The sequence below is a fragment of the Methylobacterium aerolatum genome (genome assembly GCF_022179085.1).
GTDB lineage: Bacteria > Pseudomonadota > Alphaproteobacteria > Rhizobiales > Beijerinckiaceae > Methylobacterium > Methylobacterium aerolatum.
On the sequence record NZ_BPQE01000023.1, the window covers coordinates 114,371 to 138,480 of the forward strand.

Annotated in this window: 23 protein-coding genes and 1 tRNA gene; 17 read left to right on the forward strand and 7 right to left on the reverse strand. The window is 62.9% G+C overall.

The annotated features are described in order from the left end of the window. Nucleotides 1-27: 27 nt before the first annotated feature. The 6 genes from clpX (at nt 28) to MFF06_RS15935 (ending at nt 5,966) form a co-directional block, all read left to right on the forward strand. Nucleotides 28-1,299, forward strand: a complete 1,272-nt coding sequence (gene clpX / locus MFF06_RS15910; RefSeq protein ID WP_238205657.1) for an ATP-dependent Clp protease ATP-binding subunit ClpX — start codon at nt 28-30, stop codon at nt 1,297-1,299. 240 nt (nt 1,300-1,539) lie between these two features. Further along, a complete protein-coding gene (gene lon / locus MFF06_RS15915) occupies nt 1,540-3,966 on the forward strand; it encodes an endopeptidase La (RefSeq protein ID WP_238205659.1) in 2,427 nt (808 codons plus the stop codon). A 123-nt stretch (nt 3,967-4,089) separates the two neighbouring features. Beyond that, nucleotides 4,090-4,165: transfer RNA gene (locus MFF06_RS15920), tRNA-Val, on the forward strand. A gap of 401 nt (nt 4,166-4,566) precedes the next feature. Further along, the gene (locus MFF06_RS15925) at nt 4,567-4,893 is read left to right on the forward strand and encodes a hypothetical protein (RefSeq protein WP_238205662.1); all 327 of its coding nucleotides are present in this window, start codon (nt 4,567-4,569) and stop codon (nt 4,891-4,893) included. Nucleotides 4,894-4,979: 86 nt separating this feature from the next. Continuing rightward, a complete protein-coding gene (locus tag MFF06_RS15930; RefSeq protein WP_238205664.1) occupies nt 4,980-5,141 on the forward strand; it encodes a hypothetical protein in 162 nt (53 codons plus the stop codon). A 384-nt stretch (nt 5,142-5,525) separates the two neighbouring features. Next, complete coding sequence (locus MFF06_RS15935) at nt 5,526-5,966, forward strand: DUF5131 family protein (protein WP_238205666.1); 441 nt, start codon at nt 5,526-5,528, stop codon at nt 5,964-5,966. Between the two features lie 44 nt (nt 5,967-6,010). On the opposite strand, the gene MFF06_RS15940 is transcribed toward MFF06_RS15935, so the two are convergent. Beyond that, complete coding sequence (locus tag MFF06_RS15940) at nt 6,011-7,120, reverse strand: helix-turn-helix transcriptional regulator (RefSeq protein ID WP_238205667.1); 1,110 nt, start codon at nt 7,118-7,120, stop codon at nt 6,011-6,013. Between the two features lie 236 nt (nt 7,121-7,356). Between MFF06_RS15940 and MFF06_RS15945 the strand changes: the two genes are divergently transcribed. The 7 genes from MFF06_RS15945 to MFF06_RS15975 all read left to right on the forward strand — a co-directional run bounded on the left by MFF06_RS15945 (nt 7,357) and on the right by MFF06_RS15975 (nt 11,152). Then, nucleotides 7,357-7,989, forward strand: coding sequence for a DUF1643 domain-containing protein (locus tag MFF06_RS15945; protein ID WP_238205669.1), 633 nt, complete (start codon nt 7,357-7,359; stop codon nt 7,987-7,989). A 638-nt stretch (nt 7,990-8,627) separates the two neighbouring features. After that, a complete protein-coding gene (locus MFF06_RS15950) occupies nt 8,628-8,837 on the forward strand; it encodes a cold-shock protein (RefSeq protein ID WP_238205671.1) in 210 nt (69 codons plus the stop codon). A gap of 105 nt (nt 8,838-8,942) precedes the next feature. Continuing rightward, entirely contained in the window at nt 8,943-9,311 is a 369-nt protein-coding gene (locus MFF06_RS15955; protein WP_238205674.1) for a DUF6481 family protein, read from the forward strand. Between the two features lie 43 nt (nt 9,312-9,354). After that, the gene (locus MFF06_RS15960; RefSeq protein WP_238205676.1) at nt 9,355-9,552 is read left to right on the forward strand and encodes a hypothetical protein; all 198 of its coding nucleotides are present in this window, start codon (nt 9,355-9,357) and stop codon (nt 9,550-9,552) included. A 97-nt stretch (nt 9,553-9,649) separates the two neighbouring features. Further along, complete coding sequence (locus MFF06_RS15965; protein WP_238205678.1) at nt 9,650-9,925, forward strand: hypothetical protein; 276 nt, start codon at nt 9,650-9,652, stop codon at nt 9,923-9,925. A gap of 73 nt (nt 9,926-9,998) precedes the next feature. Beyond that, entirely contained in the window at nt 9,999-10,154 is a 156-nt protein-coding gene (locus MFF06_RS15970) for a hypothetical protein (RefSeq protein WP_238205680.1), read from the forward strand. 629 nt (nt 10,155-10,783) lie between these two features. Next, nucleotides 10,784-11,152 (forward strand): hypothetical protein, encoded by a 369-nt coding sequence (locus MFF06_RS15975; RefSeq protein ID WP_238205682.1) that lies wholly within the window; start codon nt 10,784-10,786, stop codon nt 11,150-11,152. Nucleotides 11,153-11,554: 402 nt separating this feature from the next. On the opposite strand, the gene MFF06_RS15980 is transcribed toward MFF06_RS15975, so the two are convergent. Beyond that, nucleotides 11,555-11,971 (reverse strand): VOC family protein, encoded by a 417-nt coding sequence (locus MFF06_RS15980; RefSeq protein WP_238205684.1) that lies wholly within the window; start codon nt 11,969-11,971, stop codon nt 11,555-11,557. Nucleotides 11,972-12,149: 178 nt separating this feature from the next. After that, the gene (locus tag MFF06_RS15985; protein WP_238205686.1) at nt 12,150-13,385 is read right to left on the reverse strand and encodes a matrixin family metalloprotease; all 1,236 of its coding nucleotides are present in this window, start codon (nt 13,383-13,385) and stop codon (nt 12,150-12,152) included. A gap of 321 nt (nt 13,386-13,706) precedes the next feature. Here MFF06_RS15985 and MFF06_RS15990 point away from each other — a divergent pair, with 321 nt between their 5' ends. Next, nucleotides 13,707-14,120 carry a GFA family protein gene (locus MFF06_RS15990; RefSeq protein ID WP_238205689.1) on the forward strand — a complete coding sequence of 138 codons (414 nt, stop codon included), beginning with the start codon at nt 13,707-13,709 and terminating at the stop codon, nt 14,118-14,120. Between the two features lie 32 nt (nt 14,121-14,152). Here MFF06_RS15990 and MFF06_RS15995 read toward each other — a convergent pair whose 3' ends face one another. Together MFF06_RS15995 and MFF06_RS16000 are read right to left on the reverse strand one after the other, a co-directional pair. Next, a complete protein-coding gene (locus tag MFF06_RS15995) occupies nt 14,153-15,367 on the reverse strand; it encodes an ABC transporter substrate-binding protein (RefSeq protein WP_238205691.1) in 1,215 nt (404 codons plus the stop codon). 445 nt (nt 15,368-15,812) lie between these two features. Beyond that, the gene (locus MFF06_RS16000; RefSeq protein ID WP_238205693.1) at nt 15,813-16,475 is read right to left on the reverse strand and encodes a TenA family protein; all 663 of its coding nucleotides are present in this window, start codon (nt 16,473-16,475) and stop codon (nt 15,813-15,815) included. A 204-nt stretch (nt 16,476-16,679) separates the two neighbouring features. Here MFF06_RS16000 and MFF06_RS16005 point away from each other — a divergent pair, with 204 nt between their 5' ends. Together MFF06_RS16005 and MFF06_RS16010 are read left to right on the forward strand one after the other, a co-directional pair. Then, nucleotides 16,680-16,847 (forward strand): hypothetical protein, encoded by a 168-nt coding sequence (locus MFF06_RS16005; protein WP_238205695.1) that lies wholly within the window; start codon nt 16,680-16,682, stop codon nt 16,845-16,847. 91 nt (nt 16,848-16,938) lie between these two features. Further along, nucleotides 16,939-17,130, forward strand: coding sequence for a DUF3606 domain-containing protein (locus tag MFF06_RS16010; protein WP_238205697.1), 192 nt, complete (start codon nt 16,939-16,941; stop codon nt 17,128-17,130). A 168-nt stretch (nt 17,131-17,298) separates the two neighbouring features. Here the strand turns inward: MFF06_RS16010 and MFF06_RS16015 are convergent, their stop codons facing one another. Together MFF06_RS16015 and MFF06_RS16020 are read right to left on the reverse strand one after the other, a co-directional pair. Beyond that, nucleotides 17,299-19,968 carry a GMC oxidoreductase gene (locus tag MFF06_RS16015; protein ID WP_238205699.1) on the reverse strand — a complete coding sequence of 890 codons (2,670 nt, stop codon included), beginning with the start codon at nt 19,966-19,968 and terminating at the stop codon, nt 17,299-17,301. 326 nt (nt 19,969-20,294) lie between these two features. After that, nucleotides 20,295-21,827, reverse strand: a complete 1,533-nt coding sequence (locus MFF06_RS16020) for an oligosaccharide flippase family protein (protein ID WP_238205701.1) — start codon at nt 21,825-21,827, stop codon at nt 20,295-20,297. A 1,319-nt stretch (nt 21,828-23,146) separates the two neighbouring features. Here MFF06_RS16020 and MFF06_RS16025 point away from each other — a divergent pair. Beyond that, the gene (locus tag MFF06_RS16025; protein ID WP_238205703.1) at nt 23,147-24,022 is read left to right on the forward strand and encodes a glycosyltransferase family 2 protein; all 876 of its coding nucleotides are present in this window, start codon (nt 23,147-23,149) and stop codon (nt 24,020-24,022) included. Nucleotides 24,023-24,110: the final 88 nt, after the last annotated feature.

The window sequence follows — 24,110 nt, forward strand, 5'->3', positions numbered from 1 at the left end:
AGCGCACGCGGGGAATCGGAGACCGATATGAGCAAGTCTGGCGGCAACGACTCCAAGAGCACGCTGTATTGCTCGTTCTGCGGCAAGAGCCAGCACGAGGTCCGCAAGCTCATCGCCGGCCCTACGGTGTTCATCTGCGACGAGTGCGTCGAGCTGTGCATGGACATCATCCGCGAGGAATCGAAGTCCTCGCTGGTCAAGAGCCGCGATGGGGTGCCCACCCCGAAGGAGATCCGCCGCGTCCTGGACGACTACGTCATCGGCCAGGATTTCGCGAAGAAGGTGCTCTCCGTCGCGGTGCACAACCACTACAAGCGGCTGGCCCACGCGACGAAGCACAACGACGTCGAGCTGGCGAAGTCGAACATCATGCTGATCGGGCCGACGGGCTCGGGCAAGACGCTGCTCGCGCAGACCCTCGCCCGCATCCTCGACGTGCCATTCACGATGGCCGACGCCACCACGCTGACCGAAGCCGGCTACGTCGGTGAGGACGTCGAGAACATCATCCTGAAGCTGCTCCAGGCGTCTGACTACAATGTCGAGCGGGCGCAGCGCGGCATCGTCTACATCGACGAGATCGACAAGATCTCCCGCAAGTCGGACAACCCCTCGATCACCCGCGACGTGTCGGGCGAGGGCGTGCAGCAGGCGCTGCTGAAGATCATGGAGGGCACCGTGGCCTCCGTGCCTCCGCAGGGCGGCCGCAAGCATCCGCAGCAGGAGTTCCTGCAGGTCGACACCACCAACATCCTCTTCATCTGCGGCGGCGCCTTCGCGGGGCTGGAGCGGATCATCTCACAGCGCGGCAAGGGCACCTCGATCGGCTTCGGCGCGACCGTGCAGGCCCCCGACGACCGCCGCACCGGCGAGATCTTCCGGTCGGTGGAGCCGGAGGATCTGCTCAAGTTCGGCCTGATCCCCGAGTTCGTCGGCCGTCTGCCGGTCCTGGCGACGCTGGAGGACCTGGATGAGGCTGCCTTGAAGAAGATCCTTCAGGAGCCGAAGAACGCCCTGGTCAAGCAGTACCAGCGCCTGTTCGAGATGGAGAACGTGGACCTGACCTTCCAGGACGAGGCCCTGTCCCTCGTCGCCCGCAAGGCGATCGAGCGCAAGACCGGCGCCCGCGGATTGCGGTCGATCCTGGAGACGATCCTCCTCGACACGATGTACGACCTGCCGGGCCTCGATTCGGTCGAACAGGTGGTGATCGGGCCGGAGGTGGTCGAGGGCAAGTCGCGGCCCCTCTACATCCATGGCGAGCGGGGCAAGGAAGCCCCCGCCAGCGTCAGCGCGTAAGCCGGCGAGCGCGGAGCCGGTGAGCCCGGCCCGCGCTGCCCCGCCCGTCTTGAAAGGGCTTCGGGGCGTGTCCATCTCAGGCCCAGCGCGGCGGCCGTACGCTCCCTAGAGGTACGGTACCGCGCCGCCAGCCGCACAGTTTCACAGTCTATTGACCCTCGCGGCCCGGTCGGCCGTGGCATCGTGCTTGCTCCGATTTCGGGGGAGCGACGGCCCGGCATTCCTGATGAGGTTTCCGTTATGACCCAGTCGAAATCGCGCCAGCCGGTCGTTCCGGGCTCGACGGGCTCTTATGCCGTCCTCCCGCTGCGTGACATCGTCGTATTCCCCCACATGATCGTCCCGCTCTTCGTCGGGCGTGAAAAGTCAATCCGGGCGCTCGAAGAAGCCGTCCGTTCCGATCGCCACATCCTGCTGGCGACTCAGATCAACGCCAGCGACGACGATCCGGCGACGGACGCGATCTACAAGATCGGCACCCTCGCCAGTGTCCTCCAGCTGTTGAAGCTGCCCGACGGCACGGTGAAGGTCTTGGTCGAAGGCGTTGGCCGCGCGAAGATCGAGGATTTCACCCGCTCCGACGAGTACTACGAGGCGACGGCCGTCGCCCTGCACGACGAACTGGGTGACCAGGTCGAGGCGGAGGCGCTCGCCCGCTCGGTGCTTTCCGAGTTCGAGAACTACGTCAAACTCAACAAGAAGATCTCTCCCGAGGTCGTCTCCGCCGTCACGCAGATCGACGAGCCGTCGAAGCTCGCCGACACGATTGGCTCGCACCTGCTCGTCAAGATCGCCGACAAGCAGGGCATCCTTGAGACGCCCACCGTCGCGCAGCGCCTGGAGAAGGTGCTGTCTCTCATGGAGAGCGAGATCTCCGTGTTGCAGGTGGAGAAGCGCATCCGGACCCGCGTGAAGCGGCAGATGGAGAAGACCCAGCGCGAGTACTACCTCAACGAGCAGATGAAGGCGATCCAGAAGGAGCTGGGCGACTCCGAGGACGGCCGTGACGAGCTGGCCGAGCTCGAGGAGAAGATCGAGAAGACCAAGCTCTCGAAGGAGGCCCGCGAGAAGTCCCTCGCTGAGCTTAAGAAGCTTCGCCAGATGTCGCCGATGTCGGCCGAGGCGACGGTGGTGCGCAACTACCTCGATTGGATGCTCGGCATTCCGTGGGGCAAGCGTTCCAAGATCAAGAAGGATCTGCTCGGCGCCCAGGCGCTGCTCGACGAGGATCATTTCGGCCTCGACAAGGTCAAGGAGCGGATCGTCGAGTATCTCGCCGTGCAGCAGCGGGCGAACAAGCTCACTGGCCCGATCCTCTGCTTGGTCGGCCCCCCCGGCGTAGGCAAGACCTCCCTCGGCAAATCCATCGCGAAGGCGACGGGTCGCGAGTTCGTGCGGATGTCTCTCGGTGGCGTCCGCGACGAGGCCGAGATCCGCGGCCACCGACGGACTTACATCGGGTCGATGCCGGGCAAGATCGTCCAGTCGATGCGCAAGGCCAAGACCTCGAACCCGCTCATCCTGCTCGACGAGATCGACAAGATGGGCATGGATTTCCGCGGCGATCCCTCCGCGGCGCTTCTGGAGGTGCTCGACCCTGAGCAGAACTCGACCTTCAACGACCATTATCTCGAGGTCGATTACGACCTGTCGAACGTGATGTTCGTGACAACGGCGAACACGCTCAACATTCCCGGGCCGCTGATGGACCGGATGGAGATCATCCGGATCGCCGGTTACACCGAAGAAGAAAAGGTCGAGATCGCCCGCAAGCACCTCATCCCCAATGCGATGAAGAAGCATGGGCTCGACAAGAAGGAGTGGTCGATCACCGATGACGGGCTGATGATGCTGGTGCGCCGCTACACGCGGGAAGCCGGCGTCCGCAACCTCGAGCGTGAGATCTCGAATCTGGCCCGCAAGGCGGTGAAGGAGATCCTGATCACGAAGGTGAAGTCCGTGAAGGCGACGGAGGAGAACCTGCCGATCTTCCTCGGCCCGCCGAAGTTCCGCTACGGCGAGATCGATGCGGACGATCAGGTCGGCGTGGTCACGGGTCTGGCCTGGACCGAGGTCGGCGGAGAGTTGCTGACGATCGAAGGCGTCATGATGCCCGGCAAGGGCAAGATGACGGTCACGGGCAACCTGAAGGACGTGATGAAGGAGTCGATCTCCGCCGCGGCGTCCTACGTCCGCTCGCGGGCCATCGACTTCGGCATCGAGCCGCCGCTCTTCGACCGCCGGGACATCCACGTCCACGTTCCGGAGGGGGCGACCCCGAAGGACGGGCCGTCCGCCGGTATCGCCATGGCCACGGCCATCATCTCCACCCTCACGGGCATCCCGATCCGTCGGGACGTGGCGATGACGGGTGAGGTGACCCTGCGCGGTCGCGTGCTGCCGATCGGTGGCCTCAAGGAGAAGCTCCTTGCGGCGCTGCGCGGGGGCATCAAGACGGTGCTGATCCCCGAGGAGAACGCGAAGGATATCGCCGAGGTGCCCGACAGCGTGAAGAACGGGCTGGAGATCGTGCCCGTGTCGCGGATGGATCAGGTTCTGGTTCGCGCCCTGGTGCGCCAGCCCGAGCCCATCGAGTGGGATGAGCCCCTGCCGCCGGTGAAGCCGGCCCGGCCGGACGAGGATGGCGCCACGTTCGTCGCCCACTGAACGGTCCGGTAGCGTAAAAAGAAGCCCGGCGCCTCACGGCACCGGGCTTTTTCAATGCCCAATCCACCGCGAGCGGCGCGCCCTTGCGCCCGACGGCGTCGATGCCGTATCGAACACCGCATCGGGCGGTTAGCTCAGTTGGTAGAGCATCTCCTTTACACGGAGAGGGTCGGCGGTTCGAGCCCGTCACCGCCCACCAATTTCCCAAATGGCTACGTGAAGGATTTGGAAGCCTTCCGGCGCATCTGTCCAAAAACTCGAAAATTTCGCACTGCATCATGGCTGTAGCGGCTGGTCCGGCCGCCGTCTGAATCTCAGGGATCAAGCCGTCATCTTCTCAACCCTCGCCGTGCAAGATGCCGCCGAAGCCCTGATCGCGCTTGGCCTGCCTGTCCTCCCGTATGGGCGCGACTTGGACGTGTCGCGGATCAGTGACTTGGTTTGGGCAGACGACGAGCTGATCGCTGGCCGCCCGTGCCTGCGTTCAGGCTCCCGTCGAGCGATTTCAATGGGTGGTCGGTGAGCGAATCGGGCTATCCCGCGCAGGCCTTCTCGGCCGGCTGAGGCGATTCAGGTCCGCAAGAGCAGCACCGGTCTGCCGTGCCGCTCGACACACCGCTGTCCGAAGACACCGGCCGCGTCCTGGCACTGTGGGCGCGGGGTGGCTCGGCGTCGAGCGAGAAGTCAACGAAGCCGGCAGCCGACACCGCGAAACCGCAGACCGAACGAGAGCGGCTCATGGCAGCGGCCCTCGTCGAGGCATGCAGGGGTAACGACGCGCTTCGGACCTTTCGGGAAGGCCTCACTGCCCAGCAGACCGGCGCCTTAAGCCCGATCCTCTCCGAACTGGATCGCATCGCCTGCAACGTGGACGCCTCCGACGATGGCTTCCTGGGCTCCGATACGCCTCACGAGAAGGCTGCCTGATGCCCCGCACCCCGTAGCAAGCCGCCGCCGAGGCCATCTTCGACGCCCAGGAAGACCGCTCGACCCTCCCAGAGGCCGAGCGATCGATGAAGCCCGCCGAACTCGCCGCCGCGAGCATGATCGCCGCGATGGAGATCGCTGCGGAGGCCGAGGCGCAGGCGGAGGTCTTCGAATGGGCCATCGTCGAGATCGAGGGTCATCGCCGCCACGCTGGCGGCATCCATGAGGGGGAGCGGTTCGGCGCGTAAAATGATCCGCGTGAACGTGCCGGTCGATGGCGATCTGGCCAAGGTCTGGACGACGCATTCTACGGCGGGGCCGTGCTGTTCGGCGTCACCCCCTGCACTCAGGAGGCGGCGCTCAAGCTCAACTGCCCGTACGTGCCAGTCTCCCGGCTCGCGCTCTCCCGTCCCGACCGGGACGCCGAAGACGATGGGGTGCCGTTCTGATGGCCGGTTCGGTTGCATCTCCCCGCGAGCAGAACGTGGTCCTGCGCGAGCAGGTCCGACAGCTCCAACAGGCGCTGGCTCCGGTGGCTCTGCTGCCCGGGCATTGGCGCCTCACGACGACCAAGGAGCGTTGGCTGCGCCATCCGCGCGGTCGGTCCGAACCTCCCGCTCCACGAGCGGGCGATGCTCGCGCTCTACGCCATGTGGGAGGACGCGCCCGAGCAGAAGCTTCTCGACGTGCTGGTCTGCAAGATCCGACGCAAGCTCATGGAGGCGCAGGCTCAGATCCGGATCGAGCGCATCGACTGGATCATCGCCGGCGTGGAGACCGACCAGGGCCCTCACCGCGCCGGGCCAACGCATCCGGACTGGCTCCGGCAGATCCCGGACGCTTGCGCCGCTTCTGACGTGCGCCACCACCACAAGCAGAACGGCGAGTGGGCCGACGCCGATAGCGTGCCGGGTGAGATCCTGAAGGATTCGGCGTCCGCGGAGTCACGGGCGACGGCGTCGTCCGGCTTGGGCAAGAAGGCCGCCGGGCGCCTCCTCGACGGTGTGGAGCACAACGGGTTCCCGGGGGCGCTCGCGCCGGCTGACGCGCTCGACGTCGCGGGGGCGGCATAACCCTCACGCGCTCGCCATCTTTTAGTTTTGTCTCGGCACGAATCTTATGGAGCGTGGCGAGCGCGCATCTCCAATATCAGTCTCGCCAATTCGGCTTGGCGAGAAACATCCATCTTGCGGAACACCGAACGCAGCTGGATGCGCGCTGTGGACATCTTGACGTTAAACCGCTCGGCTATGTCCGAAAGGCGTTCCGAACCATCCAGAGCAGCTGCGAGTCGAGCCTCCGCAGGCGTCAGTCCGAACTTTTCACGCAGGACCAGAAGAAATTCCTCGCGATCATAAGATGCGCTGCACTCGCGTATTGTCACAAGGGCCAAGCGGCGCGGAAACATCAGTGGGCTCAACACGCTTGCGCCCATAAACTTTGAGTCGACCGTCAGCGTTACGATCGAGAATACTCCGCTGTCGGTCACGATCGCGGGCGTAGCGGCGGACGGGCCTGGAAGCATGCGTACGGCGCATGCACGCTGAGCCGCTTTGATGATGGCGTCGCGGAACGCTGTGTGCCGAACCTCAAGACTGTCACGCGTAGAAGATCGAAGGAGTTTTCCGTCCCTCAAAAGTGCATCGGCTCCGGCGTTCGTGCCATAGATCTGCAGATTCGAGCCCAAGAGAAAAGCAGGCTCTACGAAGGCATTGAGCAGTTGCCCGCCAACGAAAGCGGGTCGCGTGGAGCAATTTATGTCGAGCGCTCGCCGAAGCCGTGGCCCAATGGCCCGCAGTAATGGCTCGTAGATGGCGTTCGCCTGATCCGCGAAGCGCAGCTCGTAGTTGAAGGTGAGGAAACCGAAACGGCCATTCCTTTCAGCAACTCTCATTCCAGTCGAACCGTCAGCGCCGTCTGCGCGCGCCAGCCAATCGACATAAAATTCACTGTTCGCAAAATGCGAAGCCGGCAGAGAACATTCGCTAAATACAGGACGCATTGCGGGTGCTGCGAGCATGACCGGCATCCAAGGGTTAATAACGTTGTAATACTCCGCATAGGCCGAGGTCAGCTCGTCGGACCAGCCGGCCGTCGTCAACGGCACCGCTGTTGCTCCGTCCATCTCGACCGCCTGGAAGACTGCTTTTCCGCCCGGTGCAGCTGCAGCGAACGCCGCGATAACATCTTTCCAGCCTTCGGCATGGAAGGCCGCTTGATCAATCATGTCCCCTATATCGCCGGCAAGAGTAGCAAGGTGAAGCTCAGCGCTACTCATTGAATATCCCCCAATCAAATTTTGTTCGAGTCAGTCCGTCGGTATTGTTTTCGCGATCACCCGTCCGTCCCACCTGCCGCAGGTTCCCCCGCCGACGTGTTTCCAGGCTGAACGTAGACTGATTTGTGCTGGACCGATACGGCACGAGAACCACACTCGGCATAGTAGTCTCTATGGATGGGCGCGTGCCTAAAGATGCCATCCTCCCGTTTAACCTGCTCGACGTCCCATTCAGCAACACGATCCAACGCTCGGCCGATCTGTCGATCTGCGGCACCTATCGCTGGACACTCACCCGCACATGGTCGAGCGAGGATGGGCGGGTCTGTTTCATCGGTCTCAACCCGAGCACGGCCGATCACCGGCTCGACGACCCTCCCGTTCGCCGCTGGACCCACTTCGCCCGCGCGTGGGGCTACGGCGGCTTCACCGCAGTGAGCCTCTACCCGTTCCGTTCATCCTCGCCGACCGAGTGCCGGGAATGGGCTGGGCGGGCGATGTCAGGGCCGGACTGGTATGCTCGCGATGCGCTCCACAACCGCAACCTGCCGACGCTGATCCGCGAGGCGAAGGCGGCGGCGCTCGTCGTGCCCTGCTGGGGCGCCGGCGCCTGGGATCCGCAGTGGGTCGATCACGTTCTGGAGGCGATCCGAAGCGGGGAGGCGCCCTGGCCGGACCTCTCTTGCTTCGGCCTATCGAAGGATGGCCATCCGATCCACCCGATGGCGCGTGGGCGCTCGCGTATCCGGGACGACACCCAGCCCGTGCTTTGGAGAGCCGGGTCAGCGACCGAGGGCGCGAGTGGGGTCGCAGCATGACCGCCTCGGCTCCCCTCTCCCTCCACCACCAGATTCACCAGCATTGAGGCAGCACCGCATGTTCGTCGTCTCCGACCTGGACAGGACGCTCGCTCTCACCGAGCATCGTGCGGACCATCTGTGCGGCCCCCGGAAGGACTGGCGGGCGTTTTACGCCGCCTGCGACAAGGACGAGCCCTGCCACAAGAAGACGCGGAACACTATGCGGTGCTTGGATGGGTAGGTCGGGGTCCAGCCTGACTCCGCGAAATCTGCAGGAGCTGCCAAAGTTCGTACGCAGACGAGCGGGTTACTCTACGTTACACCGTTCCCTCATCCTCCGAGCTGATTACCAAAAGGGCAAACGCAGAGCCTGATTGGAGCGGAATAGCGCCCCATCACAGCAGCTTGGGAAGGAGCTAAACCGGATCGAAGAGTGATTTATTTCGCCGCCGATTATGATCGATTAATTTTATTTGTTGCACGGTTGTCAGCAGTGTGCGGATGGCGTACAGTTGATCGATCGACTTTTGGCCAGATTTTCGGCCGTATCGCCTGATCCGGGCGAGCGCTGTGCATCTCTTCCATTTTCGACAATTAGCGACCGGGCGCGTGTGACCCATGCGCCTGACCTATTTATTCGCCTTAATGAGATACCTATGACCATCGGCACCGTTAAATGGTTCAACGACATCAAGGGTTTCGGCTTTATCCAGCCGGATGACGGCGGCAAGGACGTGTTCGTCCACATCTCGGCCGTGGAGCGTGCCGGCATGCAGGGGCTGACCGAGGGGCAGAAGATTTCCTACGAGATGGAAACCGACCGTCGCAGCGGTAAGCAGTCGGCCGGTCAGCTTCAGGCTGCTTGAGCCTAGCTCATCTACTTTTGACAAATCTGGAGGCCGTTCACCCAGGGCGGCCTCTCGTGTTTTCTCGCCACCTCGGCCGAGCCTCGGTGCGCAAAAGGAATCTACGTGGGTCAATTTAAAGCCAACCAGCTCACCGACCGTCTCGAAGCGACGGCTAAGGCGCGACAGGCTGCGCTCGCTCGTTTCCGAGCCCGTCCCGCCGCGAATGATCCGGCAGTCCTCGCCCGGCATGCTGCCCGGCGCGCTGTCGTTCAGGCGCGAGAAGTGCGAGTCGCAGAGCGGGAAATTGCCCGTCTCGCAGCCGAGGCAGAGCGGGAGGCTGAAGCGCTGGCTGCAAGGGATCGTGCTGCAGCGGATTTCGTCCGGCTTGCTGCCGAGAAGGCGGAGCGACAGGAAGCACTTGCTGCCGAGCAGAAGGCTGCGCGGGATGCTCGCTTTGCTGCGCGCAAAGCGAAGGCCAAGGCGCGAAGGTAGGTCACAGCCTGCCCGCGATAAGCGTCACTCTGGAGAGCATCTCATGTCTCACAAGTTCAAGATCGGCCAGCATGTCCGGCAAGCCGGCATCAGCTATTTCGGTAATAAGAGCGTCACCGATGGCCTCTTCGAGATTGTTCGTCTGATGCCTGATGATCGCTCCGGTGAGCCAACTTATCGGATCAAGTCCGCAGGCGGTGAGCGTGCCGTGCGGGAAAGCGAACTTTCGCACGCGGCCTGAACAGTCTTCGCCAAACAAATAGACTGACGAAAAACGGCGTCTTGTGACTTGCCTCGCGTGGGCTACGGACAGCCTAACAGCAAGGTTATCGCGACCCTTGACCACGAGCACGGAAACCCATTCGGCCGACGTGGCGTTGATCGAACCCAATCAGACGGCTTTCATCCTCAAGGTCACGCGCCCTGATGATGCGGAGTTATCCGGGTGGTTGGTGATGTTTTATGCCGCGATCACCACCTCAGAGAATGAGGCGCTTACAGTCGTCCGCCATGCAGTGAAGGCGGATGCGATTGTCGAACCGACAGGCGTTCGGCTCTCACAGCAGACAGCCAGCGCCCTCAATCTGGAAGCAGGTCTGGCGCGAGCACTCTGAGAGTTAACGAACGAGTAATCACCAGTTTCACCCTTCGCGCGATCCCGTGCTTTGGGCTTCGACAGAGGCAAACATGGCACGCGACTTCACGACGGGCAAAGCGCAGGCGGTCACGACGGAGGACTTCAACGAGCGTGTGAAGCGCCTGCTCGCGGACAAGCCGGATCCACGCAAGGCCGAGCAACGGACCAAAAATTCAAAGGGCAACACACCGTTTCAAAAGGGCTGAGTGTCAAGTGATCTTCGACCGGTGAGTATAGCCGGGAAGCTCATTATGCTCACGGAAGTGTCAAGTCGCTTCATACCCCTCGCAGTTGTCCATTCCAGCTCCCACATACTGGCCATGATCATCTTCAAGCCGAACCCTCACGCGTTGCATGTGACACCTTCTGCGAAGGAGCCGGGCCGGTTTGACTGGTCGATTACGCGCGACGGCGTCATCGTACGCCAATCAGTTCGATCCTTCGGGTCGGAAGGCGCGTCGGAAGCGAACGGTGACGCAGCCTTTCGGGATATCACCGCGCGGTGGCTTAACGCCCGCTGAGTGGCACCACCGGGCTATGCTCCTGTCGGGGTCCAGCCCGTGGTGTCCCCGTCGCCAACACGAAACGGTCCCGGCCTGAAATTCCGGTGGGGGGCGAGCAAGTGCCGTATCCGACCTGATTGCATTAGGCTGGCGGCTCTAGGTTGTTGTTCGAACGTGCATTCTGCGACAAGCCAGTATCCACTTCGTCGGAATGCGCTCTAGGGCCGACGAATTGCGACGCTATATCGAGACAGCCTTGGGTCCAAAGTCTTTGGCAGGCGTTGTCCTGAGCACCGGGGCGCATCCATCGCCGCCAGCGCAGGACAACCCTAATGAACACGATCCGATGGCTAATCGCAAAAATCTCTTTGCTTCTCTTTGCCAGCAAAGCTGAGCAAAAAAGGGATAAAATAATAAGACAAAAAGAGTCTGGCGTTTATGTTGACGCAGCATCAGAGAAGATTAGAAATTTCGACGAAGATTATCGCTCAGCCACCCATATGCTTAAGCTCCGCATGAATAAGAAGTTTCCCGACAATTATCACGCGAGATTGAGTTCTGGTGAGAAAAGTCCTTACGATTATGGGGAGGATCGCGCGCTTGCCGTCGATGCTGCATCGATCGCGATAGCCATGGCGCTTCGGAACGGAGCTTCGGTAAGACAGGCGGCGGAAGCCGGCGCAGCGAGTGTGGGTATTTAGGCCCGCGCACAGCCTCTCGACCACGATGCCCGTATATCCTCCGAAGGCAATCGTAGATGCCGCAAGAGCGGTCGAGACCGTCCTCCGGAAGGCAAATTGCCGGCTTGCTGCTGTCCGCTTCGGCACGATCGACACCGGAAGCGGAACGGCGGATATCCACCCTCTGCGTCCGTTTGTAACGTCAAGCTTGGTACCCCCTCGGCCGGGGAACAAGAGCCGAACGCCTGTCCAGAAACGACGGCCCTGAAGGCCGAAAACAGGCTGCTCAGGCGATTTTATCTCCGTACGGCGCGGTGTCACTTGTCAACACCAATGCTCTACATGGAGAGGGTCGGCGGTTCGAGCCGTTCACCGCCCACCAGGGCATTCGGAGAGCAGGCGGAGTTTCCGGAGACGGCGCTCTCAGTGCGCGCTGAACAGGGTGTCGAGGGAGCGAAATCCCTTGATCTCGATGGGGTTTCCGGACGGATCGCGGAAAAACATCGTCCATTGCTCGCCCGGCTGACCTTCGAAACGGACCATCGGCTCCAGCACGAAGGCGACGCCCTTGTCCCTCAGGCGTGCGGCGAGGTCCTTCCAATCGTCGAGTTGGAGGGCGACGCCGAGATGCGGCATGGGGACGAGGTGGTCGCCGACCCGGCCAGTCTCTGCGACGGCGAAGGGCTCCCCGAGGTGGAGCGAGATCTCGTGGCCGAAGAAGTCGAAATCCACCCAGGTCGGCGCGCTGCGGCCTTCCTTACACCCGAGCACGTCGCCGTAGAACCGGCGCGTCTCCTCGAGGTCGCGGACGTTGTAGGCCAAGTGGAAGAAGCTGCGCATGGTGGGGTGTCCCTCGCGTTCCGCCGCTCCGGCACGGCGCCACCGAGACAGCGGACGGGCCCGGTCGCACGGTCCGGCCCGGCCTGTGTAGACCATGCGCGGCGCCCCGGTCAGCCCTCGCGGGCCTCGCTGTCGCCCGAAACGACGGATGCCGTGTCGGGCGCGCGTGGCCGGCATTTCAGGCGAGGTGGCGCCCCTCGTGGTTGCCCCACTGGAGGTAGTGGGTGAGCGGATCGATATGCGCCGCCGCCACGTCCGGGTTGGCCGCGAGGTAGGCGGCGGTGTTGAAGTCGGCCGAGGCGTTCCGCCCCTCCTTCCAGCCGAAGGCGTCGTAATGCGCCAGCGGGTCGACATGCGCGGCGGCGACGTCGGGGTTGTGGGCCAAGTAGTAGGCCGGGTCGAAATAGGCGTCCGCCTTGCGGTTCTCCTGCCAGCCGTAGGTCGCGTAGTGCTGGTAGGCGAAGGCGAAGCTGTCTCCGCCGGAGGCGAGGGCGGCTTTGGCCACGTCCGGGTTGGCGAGGAGGTAGTACTCGGCGTCGAAGGAGCCGTGGTTGAAGGAGCCCGAATTGCCGATGGCCGCGTAGATCTGGCGCCCCTCGGCTTGGCCGTAGAGCATGTAGTGCATCAGCGGGTCGATTCCGGAGGCCTTCACGTCCGGATTGTGCTGGAGATACTGCTCGTTGTCGAAGGCGGCGGAGGGGTCCCGGCCCTCCTTCCACCCGTAGGTGTCGTAGTGCGTCAGCGGGTTCGAGCCGGCCTTGGCCACGTCCATGTTGGCCGCGAGATAGCCGGCCGTCGAGAAAAGCGCGTCGGGGTTCCGCCCCTCCTTCCAGCCGAACAGGTTGTAGTGGGTGAGCGGGTCCATCCCGCTTTGCGCCACATCGGGATTGTTCGCCAGATAATACGATGAGCTGACGAGTGGTGCCGCCGGGGTGGCCACCGGGCTGGAGAACGGGCTCGGCCCATAGAGATAGCGAATCCCATCGATATCCGATTGGGTGAGGTCTGTCAGGCTTGGGTTCAGGATCGAATTCATGATCGCCGGCGCGTCATTGTAGTGATCCATGCCGATGACGTGGCCGATCTCATGGACGGCGACATTGAACAGATTGATTCCGCTATTCGAGACGACGGCATTCCCGGACGGATGCCATCCTTCACCGCTGTCGAAGTTTACGCTGCCATAGATGGCTTGCTTGATGCTCGATGATGAGAGCCAATAGGTTGAGCCGCCCGTGCCGAGCACGTTGTTCAGACCGTCTATGTACGACAGCGTGAACTTGATGGTCGCACTGGCGTAATTCTGTACCTGCTGGAATTGAATGTTGGCGCGCGACGACCAATCGTCGAAGGCTGCCTGCAGCACGGGTGCGAAGAACGAAGGAACCGCCGTGTCGAGGGCCCATGTCAGCACTCCGCCTGGGGTTCCCGGGGTGGTGCTGCCGTACTTATAACCTTCCAGTGTATAATCAGGCATTTGTACTTCTCGATTTAACTTGGTATTAACGAAGTCGTTTCCGCCTTCCGATCTCCTTATAGTGTAATCCCAACTCGTTAATACTGTAAACCTGCCGCCCGGCGACGCTGGCTCCGTCCGCGTCCGGCTGTGGGAATCCGGTTGAGCGGTGTGTACGGATCACCCGATCGTTAGGTCGCGGCCGATGGCACGGAGCGCGGCCCGCCGCTAAGGTTCGTCGAAACCGGAAGAAGCGGCGCGGCAGCCGGGAGGCGACGCATGGATGTCAGGCTCGGCGGTTGCCATTGCGGCACGGTGCGCTTCGCGGTGACGCTGGCCGATGGGTTCGGCACGATCCGGCGTTGCACCTGCAGCTATTGCCGGATGCGCGGGGCCGTCGTGGTCTCGGCCGAAATGGGGAGCCTGCGCATCGAGCATGGCGAGGAAGCGCTGACGAGCTACCGGTTCAATACCGGCACGGCCCAGCACTTCTTCTGTTCACACTGTGGGATCTACACCCACCACCAACGGCGCTCGAGCCCCGATCTCTATGGCGTCAACGTCGCCTGCCTCGACGGGATCAGCCCCTTCGACTTCCCCGAGGTACCAATTCTCGACGGGGTCAACCACCCGAGCGACACCGGACAGGCTCCCCGGCGCCTCGGGATGCTCTGTGTCGTCGCGGAGCCGTGATCGGTGGCAGGCTTCGCCCTCGCCGGATGCCGTCACGGCTTGGCGACGAGGGGGCAGCCGCCGTCTTCCATGGGCCGGAAGGCCTGATCGGCCGGAATCGTATCGAGGAGCTTGTAGACGTCCCACGGTGCCTTGGAATCTGCCGGCGTCTTCACCTCGAACAGATACATCGGGTGCAACTTGCGCCCATCCGCCCGGATCGTGCCCTTCCCGAACAGCGGATCGTCCGTGGGGTTCGCCTTCATCCACGCCATGGTCGCCTGCGGATCCTTCGACTTCGTGGCGGCCACCGCCTTCAGGTAGTGCAGTAGGCCGCCATAGACCCCCGCTTGGTTCATGGTCGGCATCTTGTTGGCGTTGCGCGGGTAGAACCGCTCCGAGAAGGCGCGGGTGCCGGGGTTCAAGTCCCAGTAGAAGGCCTCCGTGAGAACCAGCCCCTGGGCGGTGGGCAGGCCGAGGGCGTGGACGTCGATCGCATAGATCAGCAGCGCCGCGAGCTTCTGGCCGCCGTCGGTGAGCCCGAATTCATGCGCCTGCTTAACGGCGTTGATGGTGTCTCCGCCGGCATTGGCCAAGCCCACGACCTTCGCGCCGGAGGCCTGGGCCTGCAGCAGGAACGAGGAGAAGTCGCTCGCCGGGAACGGCACGCGCGCGGCGCCAAGGACCTTGCCGCCGCGCTTGTCGATCACGGCAGTCGCCTGATCCTGCAGCGACAGGCCGAAGGCGTAGTCCGCGGTGAGGAAGTACCACGTGTCGCCACCGCGCTTTAGCATGGTCCCAGCGGTACCGTGCGCGAGCGCGTAAGTATCGTAGGTCCAGTGGATGGTGTTCGGCGAGCACTGCTTGCCCGTCAGCTCGGTGGTCCCGGCGCCGGAATTGATGAAGATCTTGTTCTTCTCTCGGGTGACTTGGCTTACCGCCAGGGCGACGGAGGAGGTCGGCACATCGAGGATGGCATCGACCCCGTCCCGGTCGTACCACTGGCGGGCGACGCCGGCGCCGACATCGGGCTTGTTCTGGTGATCGGCTGACACGACCTCGACCACGACATCCTTGTTGATCGCCGCGAAATCCTCGACCGCCATCTGCGCGGCCACCACAGACCCCTTGCCGCCGACATCGGAATAGACCCCCGACATGTCGTTGAGCACGCCGACTTTCACGTGGATCGTGTCGGCGGATGCCGGCCCGGCGAGCGTTGCCGTGCACAGGCCGACCGACAGGATATGGCTCCAGGACCGTGTCATGCGGCATCGTCCTCCCAGACGTCATTATTGATGTCACGAGGGCACGGTCGTCCTTTGCCCGTCAACGCGGCGCGGCCGCGGACGGCCGACCGGGAGGGGACGTTTGCGGGCGCTTGTCAGGGCGCGCCACGAGCCCGCCCTCGCGCCCTCCGGTGACGCACGGGAGGCGCACCGGTGACTATCGATCGTGCGGAGCGTGAGCCGTCGTCCGACCCCGGCGCACTGACGGCTAGAGCGTGTTCGGTTCAATCCAATCCGTGTCGCCTGCTCGACCGTCATTGCGAGCGTCAGCGAGGCAATCGAGGGTTCCGCCACGTTCGGTCACGTCCCGCTGCCCTGGATTGCTTCGCTGACGTTCGCAAGGACGGTGGCGGCGTGTGATTCAGGTCTCCTCAAAGGCGCCGGAGGGGGGGCGGGGACCAGCCAGCGCTTGGCGTTCCTCCGATCAACTCGCCGCGTCGAGCCCCATCTGCCAGAAGTCGGCCTCCAGGCGAGAGGCGGCGGCGAAGGTCGCGACGAGATCGGGCCAGCGGGCCTCCGTGAGAGAGCGGGCCGCGAGGTCGTCCAGGTGCGCCCGGGCCCGAGTCGCGACGGCTTGGTAGCCCTCGCCGGCATAGTCGGCGATCCACTCGCCGTAGGGATGATCCGTCAGCGCCGCCGTGCCCTGGTCCGCCAGCCCCCGGCCGATGACGGCGTAGCCCACTACGCAGGGCGAGAGGGCCACATGGAGATCGAGCAGATCGCCCGCCGCGCCGCAATCGAGCACGAAGCGGGTGTAGGCCACCGTGGCGCGGTGCTCGGACGTGGCGTTGAGCGCCTGCGCATCGATTCCCCACCGCGCGCAAAGGCGGACATGCAATTCCGTCTCGTCCAGGATCGCGGCGAGGCCCGCCTGAGCGGCCCGGATATCGGCCGGGGTCCTGCTCTTGTAGGCCGCGAGCGCATAGGCCCGCGCAAACTGGATGAGGAAGAGGTAGTCCTGTACGAGATAGGCCCGGAAGGCGGCCTCGGGCAGCGTGCCGTCACCCAGCCGCCGCACGAATTCATGATCGACATAGGCCGACCACTCCGCTGCCGCCGCGTCCCGCAGGCGCTCGAAGGTATCCATCGTCCGTCACCACTCCCGCGCCCGGCCTGAGGATGGGATGCGCCGACCGTCCGGCGAGGCGCCTCGCACGCGTTCGCGGCTCACCTTTTCGTTGTGCGGCATTGCGACGGCGCCACATCCGCCCGACCGTCGGCGAAACCGAAGCCCGAGGCAACTGTCGGTACACGAACCTGAGCGAGGATCGCTGCCCACATGGGAGCCGCGATGACCGAGGAGAAAAGGGACGGGGAAGAGCCACGCCGCGACCGGTTCTGGTGGCTCGATCTCCCCGATCTCATGGAGATGATCGACGCGTTCGTGCGCCTCGCGTGGCTGATGCTGCGCGCGCTCTGGTGGCTCCTGGGCCTGATCGTGAAACCCCGCAGCGATTGAGTGGCGCCCAAGCGACCGGCCGCCGACCCGGCCGTGCACGCGAGCGCGAACCATTTCGCCGGAGCCGGATTGCCGGAACCGGAGGAAGCCGATGGCCGACACGTCGTACGAACCGAAACGGGTGAACATCGATGAGGCGAGCGCGCGGGCCTATTGGGCTCGCCGCTTCCAGGTTCCGGTCGAGGATGTCGTCGCCGCCGTTCGTGCGGTCGGCGACGACCCGGCGGCCGTCGCGGCCCGCCTCGGCAAGCCGTGGCCCTATGAGGCCAGCGGCATCGTCTGACGCGTGGGCCGCGACACCCGCGTCACGCTCGCCCCTTCGTCACCGGGAGCAAAGCGAACCGGGGAGGCAAACCCTCCCGCGAGGGGACGGCTCGACTCCCCTCGCTCGCCGGGGGGTCGAGGGTCAAGGCCTTCTCAGATCGGCGGGCTCGGTCCGCAGTCCGGATCGTCAACGGCCATCCCCGTGAGCGTCCGTGTCCGAATCCGCCTTCAACGACTCGATCGCCTCGGCCCGGATCTTCGCCATACCGGTCGGCGGTGTGAACCCCGCCTTCGTCAGGCGCCGTGAGGGAAAATCCATCATGCCGAGGGGCCGCCGCGGCCTTAGCCCACCGCGGTAGCGCAGAACGTCCTTGCTCCAATCGACCGCCCGGGGCAGCGACGGAACCGGCTTGATGGCCCCGGGAGCACGCTCGTGCGCTTCGGCGAACAGCCCCTTGGCCGTCGGGTCGCTGATCGTGTCGTCGCCGAGGTTGTAGATCTCCACACCGGGCTTGGCTTGTCCGCGCGCGAGCGACTGTTCCAGGGCCCAGACGAAGGCCGCCGCGACATCCCCAACGAACACATGGTGCATGTTGCGGTGGGCGAGCATCGTGCGACGGACGGTTCCCCACTCCAACACCGCGCGGACATCGCTGACGTTCACCACGACGGTCGGCCGGAAGATGACGTATTCGACGTTTCCGGCGACCTCCGCGATCGCCAGTTCGCCGCCGCGCTTGGTGCGCCCGTAGGTTCTGAGCGCGCTATCGCCCCAATATTCGGATTTCACGTCTCGATCGACGGTGACCGAATCCGCGTCCTCATCGACGACCTTCTGGTATTGCGAGCCGTAGACGCTGACCGAGCTGGCATAGGCGAAGAAGCGGACTCCAGCTTTCTCGGCCGCCGATGCGAGGGCGCGGGTCGCCTCGACGTTGACGGACACCATGTCTTCTTCGTGCTTGAGCTCGGCACCGAGGTGCATGATACCCGCGCATCCCTCGACCTCGGCCGAAAAGTCGAAATCGCCCTGCCTGAGATCCCGCGTCACCCAGGCAAGCTGCGGGTCCTTCGAAGGAGATCTCATGCGCGAGGTCAACGCGCGAACGGCATACCCCCGCTGCATCAGCAGCGCGATCACGGCCGAACCGATCTTTCCCCCACCCCCCGTGACCAGGATCACCGGTTTGCCCGCCGGGGATACGGGACGAGGCAGTCCGATCCGGGCCTTCGGCGTGGAAACGGAAGCCGTCACGGCCGGGCTGGTCGCCAGATCGAGGGTCTTGAGATGATCGGCGAGGCGGATCGCCAAGGCGAGGGCCGTCTGGGTCGGGTTGGCGTGTCCGGATGTGGCGAAGATCGACGTTCCGGCCACGAAGAGATTCGTCATGCCATGGACGCGGCAGTTCCGATCCACGACCCCCGAGGCCGGATCCGCGGACATGCGGGTGGTCCCCATCGGATGGGCCACGTCGGGCAGCGGCATCGCAGCGCTTTCCTCCCGGATCCAATCCGCCAGCGTCGGCACCGGCAGGCCAAGCCGTTGGGATTCGTCGCGGAATGCGCGTGCCAGCGCCCGCACGGAGTCGGTCTCGATCTGCCCGACCTTCCAATCGATACGGGACAGCGGGACGCCGTACGCATCGACGCGATCGGCCAAGGTGATGCGGCTGTCGGCGTAGGGTGGCTGCTCGACGATGCATTCGAGGTTAAGCCAATCGAACTGCCGCAACGGGCTGCGGCCCTTGGCGAGGCGCCCGGCTCCCTCGGCCAGGAGCTTGGCTTCACGCGCGATCGCCTTGACGTTCCTGCCGGGAGAGCCCCTGAGCCGGGCCAGCTTGGCCAAGGCCAGATAGGGATCGTGGTCTCCGACCTGCCCGTTGAGCCAGCAGGCGGCCGCGACGAGCTTTTGGGTGGACTGGACGACCGGAGACAGGGCGAACCCTCGGGTCAGGACCACCGATCTCCCGTTAAACTTGGGTCTGTACGATCCGAACGCCCGCTGGGCGCGAAGGCTATCGGCCGGATCGAAGGCCGCGACCGGGCCGCGCGGATGGTCCATCAGGTAACGGCCGACCTGATCCTTCCCGTTGCCGACACCCGCTTCGATGGTGCGACGGGACGCCAGCATGATGCGGGCGTTTTCGATCCCGCCGGCGCACAGGACGGTCAACCCCGCGCGGATCCGCCGAACACCACCGTCCGGGCCCATGACCTCGATCCCGGTGACAGACCCGCCGTTCGACTCGATCTCGATCTGGGTCACGGTCGCATTCAAGAGTCCCGTGACGCCATCCGTCTTCAGCGAGGCCATCCTCGGACCGAAGCGCATGAAATCGCGGCGCCGTGCGGCATCCTGGCTGTAGGACCAGATGTAATCGATGAGCAAATCGGAATCGAATAAGTTTCTTTGGTCCTTGAGGACACTGTCCAGCAGGTCGTTCTGGATGTTGTCGGCGATGATGCTTCCGAGATGAGGCAATGTCCGGTCGAGATAAGGTACGATTTCGCCCCTCGAAATCGGCCAGCCGGAATGGGGTACCCAGTCTCGCGTCGCGAAGTCGAGGTCGTCGAACGCCGCGAGGCGGCCCGACCAAGTCTGCGACGTTCCACCGAGTCCTCGGTTGCGCACGAGGGTCTGGTCCATCACGCGGGCGGCGCCGACACTCTCGATTTCGCTGAGCGCGTCGGCCCAGACATCCGGGGAGCGACCACCGCTCTCGATGACTAATACCTTGCGGTGTGAGTTCGCGAGTTCGCTCGCGAGCGTCAATCCAACCGGTCCAGCACCCACGATGCAGATATCAGCAGCGACCGTACCCTCCGGAGGCAAGGTACGAAGATCTTGAAAATCCATTCCGTGGGTCCGCGGCTGTAGACGGCTGAGGCTTATCCTATCACGAGGCGCCTATTTGGTTCCACGCAGGCGGCAGGAAAGCTGAGGCTTCGGAGAGAGTGGCCCGGTTTTGCTATCGCTGCCACCGGGTTCGGGTTCCATAGTAAATTCGGCTGCGGCATGGGCCGGGCCGCTGCGGGATGGCGCCGGATCCCCCGGTACCGTCCACAACCTTCGGATGTCCGACGACCCTGCGCGCCACGCCCACCGGCCACGACCGTCCGGCGGCTTCGTTTGTCGCAACCCAGTCTGAGGTGAGGTCGGATGGCGGGCCAGGCATCCCGTCGTCAGGGCGCCGCGGGATCCTTGCGCTTCGGCATCAGATGATCCGGCTTGCCGAAATTCGCTCGCGCGATCCTTCCGCGATGCTCCTTGAGGAAGTTCACGACGCTCTGCTCGATTCCCGGAGGTCGGCCGGACACAAGCCAGCCGATGAAGATCGACACGAAGTAGAAGCAGGCGCCGATGAACGACGCGACGACGAGACGGGCGAGGGACTGGTCGCTGCGGAAATGGGGGATCAAAATCTGCTCGACGGTCAGCACGATGAAGTACATCGCACCGGCAGAAACCAAGTATCGGGCGTGATACGTCACCTGGCCGGAAATGGATATCCCTTCCATGTCCTTGATGGTTTTCATGATGTAGATGTTGCGGAACAGCTCCGATATCAGCCGGGCGCCGATCAAGCCATTGAGCCCGTAGAAATAGATTCCGGCGATCGTCGACGGCACCCGGACGACCAGATCGGCGATGTTTTGCTGGAACACGATCTTCGTCTGGCCGGCCGCGATCACGAGCGGGTAAGCCGCCACGGTGAACAGGGCCGGGATCGTGCTCAGCGCCAACAGGTGCAGGATCGGCGCCGCAGCATCCCACTGATCCCCAAGAAAAACGCGGGTGATGAACGGCGCAGTCACCGCGATGCCGGTCATGATCGGCAGCCCGATCGCCATCATGTACGACGACGCGAGGAGATATTGGCCCTTCGTCGAAGCGCCGGATGCTTTGATCTTCGAGAACACGGCGATCAGTGGTCGCGCCAACGGTCCGAACAGGGCCTGGAACGGTATTCCTGCCAAGTCGCTGCCGACCTTGAACAATCCCAGCTGCGTACTCGACCCGAGGCGCCCGAGCACCAGATTTTCGACCTGCCAATTCAGCGCGATGGCAACCTGCGCGAGGCTGATCCAGCCCGAAAACCGTGCGAAAAACCCCATCCTCGCGAAGCTCAGACGCGGTCGGTAGGGGGCCAATATGAAGGAGATGAGGGAATAGGCGGAATTGGTGCACAGGAGTCCGATCGCGATGGACCAGTAGCCTGCACCCAGCGCGGCACAGCTTATGGATGCAACCACCCCGCAGATCTTGGCGGACAACTCGACCGCCGCGTCCCGCCAGAAGCTCAACGCTCTCTGGAAGTCGACCAACATCGGGCTGGCGAAGCTCTTGAGCAGCGGCGCAGCCCCGACGACCTGCAGCAGCAGAAATAACCTGTCGTCTCCATAGATATGGGTCACTGGAAACGAGATGATCAATACGCAGAGGTAAAGCACGCACCCGCGCAAGATGCTCAAAGTGAAGGCGCTGTCGTAGTGAGCCCGTTCGATATCGTCGAGGCGCAACATCGCCTGTGTCAGCGGAAGTTCCAGAACGGCTTCCACGATGATGACGAAGCTCATCGCGAGGGCCACGAGTCCGAAGTCGCCCGGCGTCAGGATCCGTGCGATGACGACCATGGCCACGAGGTCGAGCACGCGCGAAAACAGCCTCGTACCGACGAGAATGGCACCTCCGAAAGCCGCCTTCTTACCAATCATCATTGATCCCGGTTTACGGCAAGGTCAGTTTCGCGTCGATTTTTCACAAACGGCAATGGTTAGACGAGGCAGATCTAACGCGACAGGTGGCTCCCGCTCAGGGAGCATTTTTCAATGCCCCCGGCTCTCTTAGCCGCGGCACTTGTTAAGATTTCCCAGCGTGCCGACATCGAATCATCTTCGGCTTCAGACCGCAGAAACCATGGCGCACTCTGCCGGACGCGACTGCGCTTTGAAAGTGACTTCAGCCGACATGGTTGACGGTGCGACGGAGCAGTCTAGGAATTCCGGCACAACTGTCGGGATGGATCGGTCGCAACGGGCGGTCCATCGGCGTGCAAAGGTTGAGAGGCAAGTTTGCACGCTCGATGCCGCGGTGCACCGGCCGAGACCTCTTTCAGCGTCGATCGGCCATGAGCCTTGCCCCGCACCCCTTTCCCGCCGATTGGGACCTTCGGTGAGGGGCAAGCAGCTTGAGGGCGGGAATCTCTGTGCAGCCGCCCCACGTTCGCTCCGGTGTCTCATCGGCGTGATTTTCCTTGTCCGGCGATCATTATGAGCCGCGCGCATCGGGCGCCGCTGACGATCGCCGCCTCGGCCAATGACCGGGGAGGCAAGGAAGCCACAACTTCTCGGGAGCGAAGGATCCCTCCATCCATCACAACCCTAAGCAGTGCCGTGGTCAGCCATTTCGGCCAAGCTCCGCAGGGCATTCCAGAAGGCCCGAGTGCCGCTACGTCTCCTCGTCCGATCTTTGGACGACGCACTGGCGGGGCTCGGGGACGTCCCTGACTCGGATGATACGAGTGCGCAGAGAGCAGCGTGAAAGCACGCTCAGGTTAATACGATCCCGGCGCGCAAGCCTGTCGGTATGTCACCGCTCTTAACACGTCGCTAAAAAGACGCTACGGCGTCAGCCAATGGCAGACAACTTGATGGCAACGCCAATAAGAGTCCCGCTGCCACACACAGTTAGCAGATGGGTGAGCGGCCCATGACCCATGCGACATTTTTGTCTTGGATCGAAACGGAAGACAAGGACTTGCAGCAACTCGAAACGGTCACCGAGGATTCTCCAGCAACCGTCTTTTCAATGAGGCGGTAATGTTGGATGAGCCTGATCGTGGCCGAGTTAACCTAATATATTGATGATCTTTGGTAAGAATCCGATGAAATTTTTATATATTCACACGGCGCGCATATGGTAGGAGAAAACTCGACACCGTTGAGCGATTCCGGCCGCTAGTTTGTCCCAATGAACTGATGGTTTAGAATTTAATCCTGATGCCTCGTGAGCTTTCAAGAGCGTGTGACCGGTTATGAAGAGCATCCGCGTGGCTGTTGCGATTGCAACCAAGGGGCGCCCGAACGTCGTGGCGCAATGCATTGCGTCGCTGCGCGATCAAACCTATCCGATCGATGATATCATCATATCGTGCAGCTCATCGGACGACAGCCCTCAGCTCACCGACGCCCATCACGTTCGCACGATCTATGGCCCGGTCGGATTGACCAAACAGCGCAACAACGCCTTGGCAAACCTGGGCAACGATATCGATCTCGTCTTCTTTTTCGACGACGATTTCGTGGCTCACCGCGACTACATCAAAGTGATGGTCGATCTCTTCACCGAAGACGCGAGCATTGCGGGTGCGACGGGTGCAGTCATTGCTGACGGCATTAACGGCAAGGCGATCAAATTCGAAGACGCGAAGCAGAAGCTCAGCTCAATCGATGTAGAGAACCACAAACGAAAGATCATAAACAATTTCAGTCCATACGGCTGCAATATGGTCTTTCGGCTCGCGGCTATCTCGGGGCTTAGGTTCGATGAGCGGCTCGTCCTCTATGGATGGCAGGAAGACCGGGATTTCGGCGCCGAGGTCGCTCGGCGCGGGAAGATCGTCAAGGTGAGCACCGCGTACGGCGTCCATCTCGGTTTCAAGGGCGGTCGTGTGGCGGGGACTCGGCTCGGCTATTCTCAGGTGGTCAACCCACTCTATTTGTTTCGCAAAAACAACATGAATGTCGGGAACCTGACTGCCCATATCTCGCGCAATTTTACGGCCAACGCGATCAAGATTTTTATCTTCAAGGATGGCGAGGATAGGCTGGGGCGGCTGAAAGGAAACTTCATGGCCGTCATGGACGTGATCAGGGGGAAAATCGAGCCTGAGAAGGTCAAGGATCTTTAGTCGATTACGATAGATTTTTCCTCGCCCGCTCGATCATGACGTCATATTTGAATTTATTCTGCTATTTCAGCGACCAAATTCTCCGAGC

Excerpts from the sequence above, each read along its gene's own strand:
- lon (WP_238205659.1), top strand. The coding sequence starts at position 1,540 with ATGACCCAGTCGAAATCGCGCCAGCCGGTCGTTCCGGGCTCGACGGGC.
- MFF06_RS15980 (WP_238205684.1), bottom strand. The coding sequence starts at position 11,971 with ATGCGCAGCTTCTTCCACTTGGCCTACAACGTCCGCGACCTCGAGGAG.
- MFF06_RS16000 (WP_238205693.1), bottom strand. The coding sequence starts at position 16,475 with ATGGATACCTTCGAGCGCCTGCGGGACGCGGCGGCAGCGGAGTGGTCG.
- MFF06_RS16015 (WP_238205699.1), bottom strand. The coding sequence starts at position 19,968 with ATGGATTTTCAAGATCTTCGTACCTTGCCTCCGGAGGGTACGGTCGCT.
- MFF06_RS15975 (WP_238205682.1), top strand. The coding sequence starts at position 10,784 with ATGAACACGATCCGATGGCTAATCGCAAAAATCTCTTTGCTTCTCTTT.
- MFF06_RS15995 (WP_238205691.1), bottom strand. The coding sequence starts at position 15,367 with ATGACACGGTCCTGGAGCCATATCCTGTCGGTCGGCCTGTGCACGGCA.
- MFF06_RS15990 (WP_238205689.1), top strand. The coding sequence starts at position 13,707 with ATGGATGTCAGGCTCGGCGGTTGCCATTGCGGCACGGTGCGCTTCGCG.
- MFF06_RS15960 (WP_238205676.1), top strand. The coding sequence starts at position 9,355 with ATGTCTCACAAGTTCAAGATCGGCCAGCATGTCCGGCAAGCCGGCATC.
- MFF06_RS16010 (WP_238205697.1), top strand. The coding sequence starts at position 16,939 with ATGGCCGACACGTCGTACGAACCGAAACGGGTGAACATCGATGAGGCG.
- MFF06_RS15950 (WP_238205671.1), top strand. The coding sequence starts at position 8,628 with ATGACCATCGGCACCGTTAAATGGTTCAACGACATCAAGGGTTTCGGC.
- MFF06_RS16005 (WP_238205695.1), top strand. The coding sequence starts at position 16,680 with ATGACCGAGGAGAAAAGGGACGGGGAAGAGCCACGCCGCGACCGGTTC.
- MFF06_RS15940 (WP_238205667.1), bottom strand. The coding sequence starts at position 7,120 with ATGATTGATCAAGCGGCCTTCCATGCCGAAGGCTGGAAAGATGTTATC.
- MFF06_RS15930 (WP_238205664.1), top strand. The coding sequence starts at position 4,980 with ATGAAGCCCGCCGAACTCGCCGCCGCGAGCATGATCGCCGCGATGGAG.
- MFF06_RS16025 (WP_238205703.1), top strand. The coding sequence starts at position 23,147 with ATGAAGAGCATCCGCGTGGCTGTTGCGATTGCAACCAAGGGGCGCCCG.
- MFF06_RS15935 (WP_238205666.1), top strand. The coding sequence starts at position 5,526 with ATGCTCGCGCTCTACGCCATGTGGGAGGACGCGCCCGAGCAGAAGCTT.
- MFF06_RS16020 (WP_238205701.1), bottom strand. The coding sequence starts at position 21,827 with ATGATTGGTAAGAAGGCGGCTTTCGGAGGTGCCATTCTCGTCGGTACG.
- clpX (WP_238205657.1), top strand. The coding sequence starts at position 28 with ATGAGCAAGTCTGGCGGCAACGACTCCAAGAGCACGCTGTATTGCTCG.
- MFF06_RS15970 (WP_238205680.1), top strand. The coding sequence starts at position 9,999 with ATGGCACGCGACTTCACGACGGGCAAAGCGCAGGCGGTCACGACGGAG.